The 13,322-nt window shown below is 72.6% G+C and carries 14 protein-coding genes; 11 read left to right on the top strand and 3 right to left on the bottom strand.

The window, feature by feature from the left end; genetic code table 11:
- From GL263_RS10770 to fdxA, 11 genes are all read left to right on the top strand, one after another.
- The coding region (locus GL263_RS10770) for an acyl-CoA dehydrogenase family protein (RefSeq protein ID WP_323379340.1) at window positions 1–1,159 on the top strand (1,159 nt) is incomplete at its 5' end.
- A gap of 9 nt (window positions 1,160–1,168) precedes the next feature.
- The gene (locus GL263_RS10765; protein ID WP_182855398.1) at window positions 1,169–2,461 is read left to right on the top strand and encodes an aspartate aminotransferase family protein; all 1,293 of its coding nucleotides are present in this window, start codon (window positions 1,169–1,171) and stop codon (window positions 2,459–2,461) included.
- Window positions 2,454–2,969 (top strand): type II toxin-antitoxin system RatA family toxin, encoded by a 516-nt coding sequence (locus GL263_RS10760; RefSeq protein WP_182855397.1) that lies wholly within the window; start codon window positions 2,454–2,456, stop codon window positions 2,967–2,969. The genes GL263_RS10765 and GL263_RS10760 overlap by 8 nt, the downstream gene beginning before the upstream one ends.
- Window positions 2,970–2,972: 3 nt before the next feature.
- Window positions 2,973–3,455, top strand: a complete 483-nt coding sequence (locus GL263_RS10755; protein ID WP_182855396.1) for a hypothetical protein — start codon at window positions 2,973–2,975, stop codon at window positions 3,453–3,455.
- Window positions 3,452–3,991, top strand: coding sequence for a flavin reductase family protein (locus tag GL263_RS10750; RefSeq protein ID WP_182855395.1), 540 nt, complete (start codon window positions 3,452–3,454; stop codon window positions 3,989–3,991). The genes GL263_RS10755 and GL263_RS10750 overlap by 4 nt, the downstream gene beginning before the upstream one ends.
- Entirely contained in the window at window positions 3,991–4,950 is a 960-nt protein-coding gene (locus GL263_RS10745; RefSeq protein WP_182855394.1) for a VlmB-like protein, read from the top strand. The genes GL263_RS10750 and GL263_RS10745 overlap by 1 nt, the downstream gene beginning before the upstream one ends.
- Entirely contained in the window at window positions 4,947–6,020 is a 1,074-nt protein-coding gene (locus GL263_RS10740) for a fatty acid desaturase family protein (protein WP_182855393.1), read from the top strand. Before GL263_RS10745 ends, GL263_RS10740 begins: the two co-directional genes overlap by 4 nt.
- Entirely contained in the window at window positions 6,020–7,027 is a 1,008-nt protein-coding gene (locus GL263_RS10735) for a beta-ketoacyl-ACP synthase III (RefSeq protein ID WP_182855392.1), read from the top strand. Before GL263_RS10740 ends, GL263_RS10735 begins: the two co-directional genes overlap by 1 nt.
- 52 nt (window positions 7,028–7,079) lie before the next feature.
- The gene (locus tag GL263_RS10730; protein WP_182855391.1) at window positions 7,080–7,319 is read left to right on the top strand and encodes an acyl carrier protein; all 240 of its coding nucleotides are present in this window, start codon (window positions 7,080–7,082) and stop codon (window positions 7,317–7,319) included.
- Window positions 7,319–8,557 carry a beta-ketoacyl-[acyl-carrier-protein] synthase family protein gene (locus GL263_RS10725; protein WP_182855390.1) on the top strand — a complete coding sequence of 413 codons (1,239 nt, stop codon included), beginning with the start codon at window positions 7,319–7,321 and terminating at the stop codon, window positions 8,555–8,557. Before GL263_RS10730 ends, GL263_RS10725 begins: the two co-directional genes overlap by 1 nt.
- A gap of 30 nt (window positions 8,558–8,587) precedes the next feature.
- Window positions 8,588–8,914 carry a ferredoxin gene (gene fdxA / locus GL263_RS10720; RefSeq protein WP_182855389.1) on the top strand — a complete coding sequence of 109 codons (327 nt, stop codon included), beginning with the start codon at window positions 8,588–8,590 and terminating at the stop codon, window positions 8,912–8,914.
- A 124-nt stretch (window positions 8,915–9,038) separates the two neighbouring features.
- Here the strand turns inward: fdxA and GL263_RS10715 are convergent, their stop codons facing one another.
- Genes GL263_RS10715 through GL263_RS10705 form a run of 3 tightly spaced genes read right to left on the bottom strand, consistent with a single transcriptional unit; the run spans window position 9,039 to window position 13,035 of the window.
- Window positions 9,039–9,554 carry an RNA polymerase sigma factor gene (locus GL263_RS10715; protein ID WP_182855388.1) on the bottom strand — a complete coding sequence of 172 codons (516 nt, stop codon included), beginning with the start codon at window positions 9,552–9,554 and terminating at the stop codon, window positions 9,039–9,041.
- Window positions 9,548–11,818 (bottom strand): molybdopterin-dependent oxidoreductase, encoded by a 2,271-nt coding sequence (locus GL263_RS10710; protein ID WP_182855387.1) that lies wholly within the window; start codon window positions 11,816–11,818, stop codon window positions 9,548–9,550. The genes GL263_RS10715 and GL263_RS10710 overlap by 7 nt, the downstream gene beginning before the upstream one ends.
- Entirely contained in the window at window positions 11,812–13,035 is a 1,224-nt protein-coding gene (locus GL263_RS10705) for a cytochrome P450 (RefSeq protein ID WP_182855386.1), read from the bottom strand. Before GL263_RS10705 ends, GL263_RS10710 begins: the two co-directional genes overlap by 7 nt.
- Window positions 13,036–13,322: the final 287 nt, after the last annotated feature.

The raw sequence follows: 13,322 nt of genomic DNA, 5'->3' as shown, positions 1-13,322 counted from the left end.
CCGCGAAGGAGTTCCCATGCGCGCCCTGGACGCCGCCCGCGACACCTGCGAGCGCTATGTGCCCGGGCTGCTCGACGCGCTCGCCGAGCACCCGCTGGACACCCTGGAACGGCCCGCGAGCCCCGCCGTCGAACTGTTCCGCACCCACGGCGGACCCGCCCTGGTCATCCCGAAGACGTACTCCGGCCTGGGGGCGAGCCCCCTGGAAGCGGTCCAGGTGACCCGGGCGCTCGCCGCCGCGTCGCCCTCGCTCGCCGTGGCCACCACGATGCACCACTTCTCGGTCGCCACGCTCTTCTCCCTTGCCGACAGCCTGCAGTCCGGCGGTGTCGAATGGGCGCTGCTCGAAGGCATCGTGGAGCAGAACCTGCTGGTCGCCTCCGGCTTCGCCGAGGGCAGGCCGGGCCGCGGCATCCTCGAACCGACCATGGAGGCCCGCCGGGACGACAGCGGCAAGGGCTATCTCGTCAACGGTTCCAAGAAGCCGTGCAGCCTCTCCTCGTCCATGGACCTGCTCACGGCGAGCGTCGCCCTGCCCGGCCCGGACGGCACCAGCGAGACGGCCGTGCTGCTTGTGCCCCGCCAGGCCGAGGGCGTGACCGTCCACCCCTTCTGGTCCAGCTGGGCGCTGGCGGGAGCGGAGAGCGACGAGATCCGCCTCACCGACGTCGCCGTCGACGAACAGCAGGTGATGCGGACCGAGCTGGGGGAGAGCGGCGAACTGGACGAGCTCCAGACCGTCGGCTTCGTCTGGTTCGAGATGCTGATCTCCGCCTCCTACCTCGGCATCGCCAGCGCCCTCGCCGAGCGGGTCACCGACGCCGGGCGCGGCGCGGTCTCCGAGCGGGCGCGACTGGTCACCCGCCTGGAGACGGCCACCCTGCTGCTCGAAGGCGTGGCCCGGATGATCCAGGACGGCGAGACGGGCAACGCCGCGCTCGGCAAGGCCCTGGTGGCCCGCTACGGAGCCCAGGACGCCATCGGCGACACCGTGCGCGGGGCCGTGGAACTCCTCGGCGGCATGGCGTTCATCGGCGGCGGCGACGTCGGCTACCTGGCGGCCGCGTCCCACGGCCTCTCCTTCCACCCGCCTTCCCGCGCCGGCTTCGCCGAGCCGTTTGTCGAGCACGTCGGCGGCAAGCCGCTGCGACTGGCCTGAGGAGACGTCATGACCGGAACCACAAAGGCGCCGGCCGACCACCGGGAGCACACCGGGCGGCTGTACCGCGCCCACCTCAGCAAGGGCCGCGCCACTCTCGGCGAGCTCTTCGGCGGTTACGTCGAGACCGGGTCCGAAGGGTCCTGGATCGTCACCGAGGACGGCAGCCGCTTCCTCAACTGCGGCAGCTACGGCGTGCTGATCACCGGCGCCCGCCATCCCACCGTCGTACGCCACGTCACCGACCAGCTCGGGCGGCACCCCGTGGCGAGCCGGGTCTTCCTCGAACCCCAGGCCGCGCTGGCCGCCGAAGCCCTGGCCGCCAGGGCGCCGGCCGGCCTGGAGCGGGTGCACTTCGCCTGCTCGGGCGCCGAGGCGGTGGAGACCGCCATCAAGATCGCCCGGACCCGGGGCAAGGACCAGCTGGTCGCCACCCACGACGGCTACCACGGCAAGACCATGGGCGCCCTCAGCCTGACCGGCAAGGACGTCTTCCAGGACCCGTTCCGCCCGCTGCTGCCCGGCGTCCACCACGTGCCCTACGGGGACGCGGACGCGCTGGGGGAGCTCCTTCGGACCATGCCGGGACGGGCCTGCGTCGTCGTCGAACCCGTCCAGGGCGAGGCCGGCGTCGTACTGCCACCGCCCGGCTACCTGCGTGCCGTGCGGGAGCTGTGCCACGCCCATGACGCGCTCCTCGTCCTCGACGAGATCCAGACGGGCCTCGGCCGGCTCGGCACCTGGTGGGGCGCCGACGCCGAGGGCGTGACGCCCGACCTGCTGCTCGCGGGCAAGGCCCTCGGCGGCGGCATCCTGCCCGTGTCCGCGGTGATCGCGACCCCGGAAGCGTTCGCGGCCTTCGACAAGGACCCCTATCTGCACACCTCGACGTTCTCCGGAACACCGCTGGCCATGGCCGCCGTGCGCGGCGCCCTCGCCGCCATCGAGGAGGACGGCCTGGTCGACCGCGCCCGCGACATCGGCGCCGAGATGCTCACCACCGTCCGCGACATCGCCCGGCGCCACTACGGCCCCGTGCTGCGCGAGGTGCGCGGCCGGGGCCTGCTCATCGGCATCGAGTTCGCGATCCCCGGACCCGCCGGCGACCTGCTGATCGAGCTGATCCAGCACGGCGTGGTGGCCAACCACTCGCTCAACTCGCACCTGGTGCTCAGGCTCACCCCGCCCGCCGTCCTCGACGCCTCGGACACGCGCTTCCTGTACGAGGCGTTCGACCGCGCCTGCCACGCGCAGGCGGCCCGTTACGTTCCGATCTTCGAAGGTGACTCCGCCCATGCGTAGTGTCCACGTGGCCGTCGAACTGCCCGGCACGTCCCCGGCCGCGGGGTACGACCAGGTGAAGCGGTTCGCCCGTTACCCCGCACTCGTCCCGGTCGTCCGCGACGTGACCATCCACCAGATCAGCGCCGACGAGGAGACCAGCGACTGGGAGGTCTACTTCCGCAACGGCATCCTGCGCTGGAGCGAGTCCGACCGCTTCGACCCGGACCGGCTGGCGATCTCCTTCACCCAGACCGAGGGGGACTTCGAGTCCTTCGAGGGGACCTGGCGGATCTCCGCCACCGAGAACGGCTGCCTGGTCGACTTCCGCGCCGAGTTCGACTTCGGCATCCCGAGCCTCGCCGGCATCCTCGAACCCGTCGCCGAGCGGGTCTTCAAGGAGACCATCGCCCGCGTGGTCCTCGGGCTCTTCGGCGGCGACGGAACCGTCGTCGGCGACGAGGCCCTGGCCCGGGCCGTGGCCCTCCCGCCCGCCGAGATCCAGCTCGCCGGCGCCCAGGCGGAGTGAGCGATGGACACCAGGAACCTGTTCATGACCACCACCACGGCCCGCCTGGTGCGCGCCGAGTACGGCCTCGGGCTTGTGGTGTCGGTGGCCCTCTTCTTCGCCCACCTCGACGAGATCCGCTGGTGGGTCGCGATCGGGCTGTTCCTCTACATCGACCTCGTCGGCTACCTCCCCGGCGCGCTCGCCTACCGCCGCAAGGGGGACGGCGACATCTCCAAGGGCTACTACGTGGCCTACAACGTCATGCACAGCCTGGTCACCCAGGGCCTGGTGGCGCTCGCCTGGATCTGGCTGTGGGGCGCCGAGTGGGCGCTGCTCGCCCTGCCCATCCACCTCTTCGGCGACCGGGCGCTGTTCGGGAACTTCCTCAAGCCGTTCGGGGTGCGCTTCGAGCCCGAGGCGCACCCGGCGTACCGGCGGTTCCAGAGCGAGTTCACCGCCGCCGCCTCCACGCGCGGCGACGACTCCCCGCTTCCGGTCGCATGACGGGCTCCGCCACGGTCCCGGCCGCCGCCCGGGCCGCCCTGGACACCACGATGCGGCACTTCGTCACCGGGGTGGCGGTCCTCACCTGCGGCAGCCCCGCCGAAGCCGAGGGGGTCACGGTCTCCACCCTGACCACGATCCCCGGCGACCCGCCCATGGTCTGCGTCGCGCTGCGCAAGGGCAGCCGGGGCCTGAGGTCCCTGCTCGCGGCCGAGGCGTTCGTGGCCAACGGCCTGGCCGCCGACCACGAGTGGCTCGCCCGCCACTTCGCCCGGCGCCGCCGGCCCAGGGGACTCGCCCAGCTGCCGCCCAGGGCGTGGGCGGACCCGTCGCCGCAGGGCGCGCCACGGCTGCGGGGGGCCGTGTCCTGGCTCGAATGCCGGCTCGAACGCACGGTCGCCGCGGGCGACCACGAGCTGGTGGTGGCCCGCGTGCTGACCGGCGCCGCCGTCGCCGGCGCCCCCCTGGTCAACTTCGCCGGCGTGTTGCAGGGCATGCACGCCGCCCACCCGACGTACCCAGAAGGGAAGCAGTGATGACCTCTCCGAACATCCCCTCCGAGGCGGACTGGGAGCAGGCCCCCTCGCTCATGGACGGGGCGCTGAACCTGGAGCTCTCGGCGGCGACCTGCGACCTGGCCTACTGGCTGAGGTCCGTCCCGCAGGGAACGCTGCGCGGGCAGGTCCTCGGACACGCGGACGACGTGCGGCCGCTGGACGTCGTCCGGCGGGAAGGGCCGCTCAACAGCGCGATCAAGCAGGAGCTGGCCTTCCGCTCCCTCGCCGAGGAGAAGGCGACGCGGGCCATCGGCCACATGGTGGCCCTCGCGCCCGACAACAACTGCATGGAGTTCTACGCGACCCAACTGGTCGACGAGGCGCGGCACGCGATGGTGTTCCGCGGCCACCTGCTGCAGTTGGGCACCGCCCCCCACGAGCTGACCGCCGAGGTGGACCGGCTGGCCGCCGAGGACCGCGACGCGATCCTCGTACCGCTGGAGGACTTCGGCCTGCGAGTGCTGCGCGACGAGCGGGACTTCATCGGCGGCGTGCTGGTCCTGACCGTCCTGGTCGAGGGCGTCCTCGCCCCCGCCGCCGAGCTCAGTGAGCGCAAGTGGCGGGTCTTCGACCCGGCGGCGGCCGACATCGAGCGCGGCGCCGGCATCGACGAGATCCGCCACCTGACCGTCGGCAGCTCCATCCTGCGCGAGCACCTGCTCAAGCACCCGGAGGACAAGCCACGGCTCCTGGAGCTGATGGCGGAGGGATACGAGCTGTGGGGCCGGCTGCCCACCACGGACCAACTCATGCGCCGCGAGACGCTGTTCCAGCAGGGCATCGACGAACACGGCCATCTCCTCGGCGACTACGAGGCGTGGCCGGGCCGGCGCCTGGCCGACACCACCCCCGAGGAACGCATGGAGACCGGCAGGGCGTGGGCCCAGAAGATGCAGCACACCCGGCTCGCCTACATGGGGCTCGAGGAAGCGATATGACCACGACCAGCGGGACCGGCGCCGTGGCGGGCGGCAGCCCGCCGGCCAGTTTCGACGAGCTCACCGCGCTGGTGAAGCGGGCGGGCCTGACGGACCCCGAACCCGTCTACTACACCTTCAAGATCGTCCTCAACCTGCTCCTGCTCGCCGCGGGTTGGGCCGCGTTCCTCCTCGTGGGCGACAGCTGGTGGCAGCTGGCCGTCGCGGTCTACCTGGCGATCTGCTTCGGCCAGACCGACCTGATCGGCCACGACGCCGGGCACCGCCAGATCTTCCGCACCCGCAGGGGCGGCGACATCATCGGCTACCTCCACGGAAACCTCCTCACCGGCGTCAGCTTCGGCTGGTGGGTGCAGCACCACACCAAGCACCACAACTACCCCAACCACCTCTCCCTCGACCCGGACATCACGCGACGCCAGGTCATCTTCGACCCGGGCCACCGCGAGAAGAAGACCGGCGCCGTCTCCCGCTTCATCGTGCGCCACCAGGCCTGGATGTTCTTCGTGGTGATCACGCTCGAAGGGCTGCGCATGCACCTCTCCGGGTACATCGCCGCCCGCAAGGGCGCCATCAAGCGGTACGTCGCCGCCGACCTGGCCCTGCTCACCCTGCACCTGGCGGCCTACCTCGCCGTCGTCTTCCTGGTCCTGCCACCCGGCAAGGCCGTCGCGTTCATCGTCGTCCACCAGGCCGTGTTCGGGTTCTACATGGGCCTGCTCTTCGCCCCCAACCACAAGGGCCTGCCGGTACGCGACGGCGAGGAGGAACTGGACTGGCTCACCCGCCAGGTGGTGACCTCCCGCAACATCCTGCCCCACCGGGTCACCGACTTCTTCTACGGCGGCCTCAACTACCAGATCGAGCACCACCTGTTCCCGTCCATGCCGCGCCGCAACCTGCGCCGCTCCCAGCCGCTGGTCAAGGAGTACCTGGTCAGCCGCGGAATGCCGTACGTCGAGGTGTCGCTGACGCGCTCGTACCGCGACGTCTCGGAGTACCTCGGCGAGGTCAGCGACGAGGTCGCCGCCCTGGAGCGGACGGCACAGCCCCAGCCCGGGGGCGCGTGATGGCGGCCGCGCGCGCGGCGGTGGTGTGCGGACTCGGCACCCACCTGCCGTCCCGGGTGGTCACCAACGCCGACCTGGCCGGGGAACTCGACACGTCGGACGCGTGGATCCGCAGCCGCACCGGGATCGGGCAGCGGCACCTCGCCGAGGACGGCACCGCCACGTCCGACCTCGCCGTCGAGGCGGGCCGGCGGGCCCTCAAGTCCGCGTCGACGGACACGGTGGACGCCGTGATCGTGGCGACGACCACGCCGGACCACACCTGCCCCGCCACCGCGCCGGCGGTGGCGGCCCGGACGGGCCTGGGCACCGTACCCGCCTTCGACGTGGCCGCGGTGTGCACCGGCTTCCTGTACGGCCTGGCGGCGGGCGCCGGTCTCATCGCGGCCGGCACGGCGCACAGCGTCCTGGTCGTCGGGGCCGAGACCTACTCCAGCATCCTCGACCCACGGGACCGCTCGACCCGGGCGATCTTCGGGGACGGGGCCGGGGCCGTCGTGCTGCGCGCCGGCGACCGGGACGAACCCGGCGCGCTGGGCCCGCCGGTCCTCGGCAGCGACGGCACCGGCCGCGCGCTGATCCAGGTCCCCTCGGGCGGCTCACGCCACCCGATCCGCGCCGAGAACGCCGAGCGGGCGGACCCGTACTTCCGCATGGCGGGCGCACAGGTCTTCCGCCACGCCGTGGAGCGGATGACCGAGGCCACCCGCGAAGCCGTGGCACGGGCCGGGTGGACGCCCGAGGAGATCGACGTCCTCGTCGCCCACCAGGCCAACGTCCGCATCGTGAACGCGGTCGCCGACCAGCTGCGGCTGCCCCGCTCCCGCTTCCCGGTCCACCTGGACCGGGTCGGCAACACCGCTGCCGCCTCCATCCCCCTCGCCCTGGCCGACGCCGTCACGGCAGGCGCCCTCCGCCCGGGCCACCGCACCGCGCTCGCCGCGTTCGGCGGCGGGCTCACCTGGGGTGCGACCACCCTGACGTGGCCCGACGTCACCCCCGTCTGACAACCGCCCTCCACCCGCGATCCGTTCCTCGCCTCCGACAAGGAGAACCGCCATGAGCGACACCTACCCCCGCCTGGTCCAGCTGCTGGTCGACAACTTCGGCTTCGAGACCGACGAGGTCAACCCCGACGACACCTTCAGCGCACTCGAACTCGACTCGCTGGCCCTGGTGGAACTGACCCTGACGGTCCAGCAGGAGTTCGGCGTCAAGCTCTCCGACGACGACCTCGACGCCGACAGCACCCTCGGCCAGGCCGTGGAGGTCATCGAGCAGAAGCTGGTGGCGGCCTGATGCCGGACCCCACCGGCACGTTCGACGCCGCGGTCACCGGGATCGGCATGGTGACCGCGGCGGGGATCGGGACCCAGGCGTCCTGGGACGCGATACGGAACCCCGGGGGCACGGCCGCCTCGGCGGTCCCGGCCCTCGACGGAACGCCCGCCCCCCTCGGATGCTGGATCCCCGACTACGACGCGAACAAGGCCCTCGGGCGGCGCAAGGCGTGGCGCTACGACCGCAGCAGCCAGTTCGCCCTCACCGCCGCCGCCGAGGCCGTCGCCGACAGCGGCCTCGACCCGGGCGACTGGGACGGCACCCGCGTCGCCGTCGTCCTCGGCAGCGGCATCGGCGGCGCCGCCAGCTGGGAGCAGCAGCACCGCGTCCTCCTGGACACCGGCCCGCTGACCGTGTCCCCGCTGCTCATCCCCATGCTGGCGGTCAACATGCCCGCCGGCTACGTGGCGATGCAGCACGGCGCCCGGGGCCCCAACCTCGTCACCGCCACCGCCTGCGCGTCCGGCACCACGGCCGTCGGCACGGCACGCGAACTGCTGCGCCGGGGCGTGTGCGACGTGGTGATCACCGGCGGCACGGAGGCGTGCCTGATCCCCTCGATCATCACCGGCTTCAGCCAGATGGGCGCGCTCAGCGGCCGCCGGGACGACCCGCGCACGGCGTCGCGCCCCTTCGACGTCAACCGTGACGGGTTTGTCCCCGCCGAGGGCGCCGCCGTCCTCGTCCTGGAGCGTGCCGCCGACGCCAGGGCCCGACGCGCCCGGGTGTACGCGCACGTCTCCGGGTACGGCGCCTCGGCCGACGCGTACCACGCCACCGCCCCCGAGCCCACCGGCGCGGGCGCCGAACTCGCCCTGCGCGCCGCCCTCGACGACGCCGGCCTCGCCCCGGACACCGTGGACCACGTCAACGCGCACGGCACGTCGACGCCGCTCAACGACGTCGCCGAGGCGAAGCTCGTCCGACGGGTACTGGGGGAGCGGCCCGCCGTCACCTCGATCAAGGGCGTGGTGGGCCACTCGCTCGGCGCGGCCGGCGCCATCGAGGCGGCCGTGACCGCGCTCACCGTCAGCCGGGGAGTCATCCCGCCCACCGCCAACCTCGACAGCCAGGACCCCGAGATCGAGCTGGACGTCGTCGCCAAGACGCCGCGCTCCGCCCGGGTCGAGGTCGCCGTCAGCAACTCCTTCGGCTTCGGCGGCCAGAACGCCGTGCTCGCCTTCACCCGGGCGTGACCCGCCCCCGACCCCGCGGAGCAGACCCACATGACGTACGTGATCGCCCAGCCCTGTGTCGACGTCAAGGACAGGTCCTGCGTCGAGGAATGCCCGGTCGACTGCATCTACGAAGGCCGCAGGGCCCTGTACATCCACGCCGACGAGTGCGTGGACTGCGGGGCCTGTGAGCCGGTGTGCCCGGTGGAGGCCGTCTTCTTCGAGGCGGACCTGCCCGCCGAGTGGCACGGCTACCGCGCGTCGACGACCGAGTTCTTCGCCGTCGGCGGCGCGGGCGGCGGCGCCGCCTCGTCGGGGCCCTACGACCACGACTCCACGCTGGTGGCCGCCCTGGAACCGCGGAACACGGCGCGCTGACGGCAGCGCACCCGGAGCCGGCCGCCCGGCTCGACGGCCGCGAAGCCCGCAGCGGGCTTCGCGGCCGTCGTGTGGACGCCGGGAGTGTGGCGCGTGCTCCCGGCGTCCGGCGCGTCGCGACTCCTCACACGCCGCCCAGGCTCGCCCCGTGCCAGCGGCGGAGACGGGCCCGGGCCCGGGTGAAGGCGCCCTCCGCGGCCTTCACAGAGATCCCCAGGCGGCCCGCGGCCTCGCGGGTGCCGGCACCCTCCAGACGGGCCAGGATCACCTCACGCTCCCTGCCCCCGAGGCGCTGCACCTGCTGGAGCATCCAGGTGCCCTCGGCGGCCGCGCACGCCTCCTCCTCCGGCCCCGACGCGGTCTCCGGGGCGAAGGAGTGCTGGTAGACGAACCTGCGGGTGCGTTCCCGCTGCCGGTGGACGTCCACGCAGAGGCGCAGCGTGACCGAGGTGAGGAACGGGCCGACCCGCTCCGGGTCGAGCCCCGGGTACAGCGCGGCCCGCAACAGCGCCTCCTGGACGCAGTCCTCGGCGTCCTGGTGACCGGTCAGCCGAGTCCGCGCCAGCCGGTACAGCCTGTCCCGGTGGGGCAGCAGCAGGTCCCAGCGCCGAGCCGGGGGTGACGGGTCCGTGCTCAGCACTGGCGCAGATCACCCCGTCCGGGTGAGACCTGGACCGGCACCGCGTTGAAGACCGCGTTGCCCGACAGGGGGTCGACGACCAGTTCGTCGGTGAGCGCGTTCATGTTCACCCCCGGCGACTTCGCGGCGTACGTCATCCGCGTGCCGTCCCGGCCGTGACCCCAGCCGTGCGGCAGGCACACCACTCCCGGGCCGACCCGGTCCGTGGGCTCCGCGACGGCCACCACCGCACCGGCCCGGCCCCGTACCGTCACCTCGTCACCGGCGCCGACGCCGAGCCGGCGCGCGTCCGCCACGTTGATCTCGAGCGTGCAGCGGTTGCTGCCGCCCGACAGCGCGGCGGTGTTGTGCGTCCAGCTGTTGACCGAGCGCAGGTTCCGCCGCCCCACGAGGAGGAAGCCGGCCTCGCCCCGGTCCCGCTCGCCGCGGTCCCGTTCGCCCGCGAGGAACTCCGCGAGGCGGGGGAGGTCGCCCGCCACCGGCTCCGGGAAGAGCTCCACCTTCCCCGACTCGGTGCCCACGACCTCGGCCAGCCGGGGCCGCAGCGGCCCGAAGTCCACGCCCTGCGGTCGTTCCCGCAGCACCGCCAGGTTCACCCCGTCGGCACGCAGCCCGAACACGTCCCCGAAGGCACCGAGCCGGATCATCAGGTCGATCCGCCGCTCGGCGCTGTCCTCGCCGGTCAGCTGCTCCTTGAGCTCGGCCGGGTCGCGGCCGGCCAGCGGCGAGCCGGGCGCGCCGACCACGGCCGCCAGCGTCTTGTCGATGATCGCGGAGTCGAGCGCGGCCGGGTCCGCCCCGGGCCCCGCGCCGCTGAGGATCAGGGTGAGCCTGGCGAGGATCTGCGCCTCGCTCGGCCGCCCCTGCTCCCGCGGCAGCAGCGGCGGCGAGTAGCGGGCCACCCGGCGCACCGCGAGCCGGGACAGCACGATGTCGAAGTGCTCGGACTCCACCAGGCGCGGCGGCGGCAGGATGACGTCCGCGTGGCGCGTCGTCTCGTTGACGTACGGGTCCACCGCCACCATGAAGTCCAGGTTCGCGAGGGAGTGCTCCAGCCGCTCGCCGTTGGGCGCGCCCAGCACCGGGTTGCAGGCGACGGCCACCAACGCCCGCACCTGGCCCTCGCCGGGAGTGTCGATCTCCTCGGCGAGGGTGGCCGCCGGGAACTCCCCGAGCACCTCGGGGAACCCGCGCACCCTGCTGTGCCAGCGGCCCAACCTCAGGGGCTCGGTGGGGCGCAGCACGTTGTGCTGCGCCTCGCCGAACATCGCCCCGCCGGGCCGGTCCAGGTTGCCGGTGAGCGCGTTGAGCACGTCCACCAGCCAACTCGTCACGGTACCGAAGGCGGCGGCGGTGGTGCCCAGACGCGCGTAGACGGCAGCCGACCGGGCGGCGGCCAGGTCACGGGCGAGACCCCGGATCGTGTCCGGGGCCACCCCGCACACCCCGGCCACCGCCTCCGGTGAGAACTCCTCCGCCGCGGCCCGGACCTGCCGCTCACCCGCGAACACCGCCGGGTCCAGAGGGGTGTGCAGTCCCTCCTCGAACAGCGTGTGGACCAGGGCGAAGAGCAGCAGCGCGTCGGTCCCCGGGCGTAGCGCCACATGCTGGTCCGCCACGTCCGCCGTGCGGGTGCGTCGCGGATCCACCACCACAAGCCGTCCGCCGCGCGCCCTCAACGCCCGCACCCGGCCCGGCAGGTCCGGCACGGTCCACAGGCTCCCGTTGGACACCAGCGGGTTCGCGCCGAGGACCAGCAGATGATCGGTGCGGTCGATGTCGGGCACCGGGATCGCCCACGGATCGCCGAACATCAGACCCGACGAGACGTTCTTCGGCATCTGGTCGACCGTGCTGGAGCTGAAGACGTTGCGCGTCCCCATGACCTGCCGCATCACGGCCACGTACAGCGGGATGCCCACGGCGTGGATCACGGGGTTGCCGTAGTACAGCGCCACCGCGTCCTTGCCGTGCTTCTCGGCCACCCGGCCGAGGCCGCGCGCCACCTCGGCGAACGCCTCGTCCCAGGTGACCTCGGCGAACCCGCCGTCCGGCTGGCGTACCAGGGGCGCGTGGCAGCGCTCCGGGTCCTGGTCGATCTCTCCCAGAGCGATGCCCTTGGGGCAGACGTAGCCCTTGCTGAACACGTCGTCCCGGGCGCCGCGCACCCGGACGACGCGTCTGTCCTCGATGTCGACGCTGAGTCCGCAACCCGCCTCGCACAGCGGGCAGATGCGGTGATGGGTGGTCGCCTCGGTCACCATATGACGGGGATCTCCTCGTAGCCGCCGAGAGCGGCGGTCATCCGCCAGCGCAGGTCCTCCGGATCGACGGCCAGGCGCAGGGTGGGGAAGCGGGAGAAGAGCGACCTCATCGCGATCTGCACCTCGGCGCGGGCCAGCGCCGAACCCGCGCAGAAGTGCGTGCCGTAGGCGAACCCGATGTGCTTGTTGTCCGTGCGGTGGAGGTCGAAGGCGTCCGGGTCCTCGAAGACGGAGCCGTCGCGGTTGGCGGAGCTGATGGGCGCGATGACCGCGGAGTTCGCCGGGATCACGGTGCCGGACAGCTCCACGTCCTCCAGCGTGATGCGGATGAACGTGCCGTCGCCCGGGGTGACGAGGCGGATGATCTCCTCGCACGCCTGGTCCATCAGGGACATGTCCTTGCGGATCAGGGCCAGTTGCTCGGGGTTGCGCAGCAGCAGCACCGCGCCGCCGCCGGTGACCGTCACCGTGGTGTCGTGCCCGGCGAGGAGGAACATCACGCCGGTGCTGACCAACTCCTCGTGGGTGATGGTCTGTTCGTTGTCCATCGAGTGGACCAGCTTGCTCAGCAGGTCCTGGCCGGGGTTCTCCCGCTTCTCCCGGGCCAGCTCGGCGATGTAGGCGCGCATCTCGGCGTTGGAGCGCATGATCTCCTCGGCCGTGTACTTGGTGAGCGACATGAAGTGGTCGCACCAGGCGCCGAAGAGGTGCTGGTCCTCGTACGGGATGCCCAGCAGCTCGCAGATGACACGCAGGGCCATGGGGCGCGCCAGGGTGGCGTTCAGGTCGACCGGGCCGGTCATCGCGGCCATGTCGTCGAGGAGTCCGTCGACGATCTCCTGGATGCGCGGCCGCATGGCCTCCGCGCGGCGAGGCGAGAACTCGCGGTTCGTCAGGTTCCGCAGCACCGAGTGGCGCGGCGGGTCCATGCTGATGAGGCTGGAGGAGTCCGGCTCGACCAGCTGCGCCCGGGGAGCGCCGTCGCGGAACAGCGCCTCGCGGCTGAACCGCGGATCCGACAGGACCGTCTTCACGTCCTCGTAGCGGGTCACGAGCCAGGCCGGGTGCCCGGTGGGGAGGCTGATGGGGCAGACCGGCTCCTCGGCCCGCAGCCGGGCGTACTGGCACGGCGGCTCGTTGGGCGAGGTACGGGGAATGGGATACGAGTACTTCGGTTCGTGGCCGGCCGGTTGCTGAGCCTGTGTCTTCTCCACCATGGGCGGATGCTTCCCTTCACTCGGACGAACTCGTCGGACGCTGCCCGTAGTTCCTTCGCGGTGCTCTGGGATCTCCTTTCGCGCCCCGGCGCGGCGTCGCTCCACCGGCGCGGCACTCACGGTTCCAGACGGCTCTGGCAGGCCGCTTGCAGACAGCTGAGACGGCCGTCTCAGCGGACGTCCTCCCTGGTCCCCGCGGCCGCGTGGGCGCGGCGGTCCGGGCGGGACGCGGCGGACGCTGAAACAGAGGTCTCAGCACGACGTCAGACAAACGCGTCACAGTGGCC

It is taken from the genome of Streptomyces durbertensis, from assembly GCF_014156695.1.
In the GTDB taxonomy this organism is placed as follows: domain Bacteria; phylum Actinomycetota; class Actinomycetes; order Streptomycetales; family Streptomycetaceae; genus Streptomyces; species Streptomyces durbertensis.
The sequence above is the reverse complement of the archived record's forward strand: the minus strand, read 5'-3'. Positions and strand labels throughout refer to the sequence as shown.

Excerpts from the sequence above, each read along its gene's own strand:
- GL263_RS10735 (WP_182855392.1), top strand. The coding sequence starts at position 6,020 with ATGGCGGCCGCGCGCGCGGCGGTGGTGTGCGGACTCGGCACCCACCTG.
- fdxA (WP_182855389.1), top strand. The coding sequence starts at position 8,588 with ATGACGTACGTGATCGCCCAGCCCTGTGTCGACGTCAAGGACAGGTCC.
- GL263_RS10755 (WP_182855396.1), top strand. The coding sequence starts at position 2,973 with ATGGACACCAGGAACCTGTTCATGACCACCACCACGGCCCGCCTGGTG.
- GL263_RS10740 (WP_182855393.1), top strand. The coding sequence starts at position 4,947 with ATGACCACGACCAGCGGGACCGGCGCCGTGGCGGGCGGCAGCCCGCCG.
- GL263_RS10765 (WP_182855398.1), top strand. The coding sequence starts at position 1,169 with ATGACCGGAACCACAAAGGCGCCGGCCGACCACCGGGAGCACACCGGG.
- GL263_RS10750 (WP_182855395.1), top strand. The coding sequence starts at position 3,452 with ATGACGGGCTCCGCCACGGTCCCGGCCGCCGCCCGGGCCGCCCTGGAC.
- GL263_RS10760 (WP_182855397.1), top strand. The coding sequence starts at position 2,454 with ATGCGTAGTGTCCACGTGGCCGTCGAACTGCCCGGCACGTCCCCGGCC.
- GL263_RS10745 (WP_182855394.1), top strand. The coding sequence starts at position 3,991 with ATGACCTCTCCGAACATCCCCTCCGAGGCGGACTGGGAGCAGGCCCCC.
- GL263_RS10725 (WP_182855390.1), top strand. The coding sequence starts at position 7,319 with ATGCCGGACCCCACCGGCACGTTCGACGCCGCGGTCACCGGGATCGGC.
- GL263_RS10705 (WP_182855386.1), bottom strand. The coding sequence starts at position 13,035 with ATGGTGGAGAAGACACAGGCTCAGCAACCGGCCGGCCACGAACCGAAG.
- GL263_RS10730 (WP_182855391.1), top strand. The coding sequence starts at position 7,080 with ATGAGCGACACCTACCCCCGCCTGGTCCAGCTGCTGGTCGACAACTTC.
- GL263_RS10710 (WP_182855387.1), bottom strand. The coding sequence starts at position 11,818 with ATGGTGACCGAGGCGACCACCCATCACCGCATCTGCCCGCTGTGCGAG.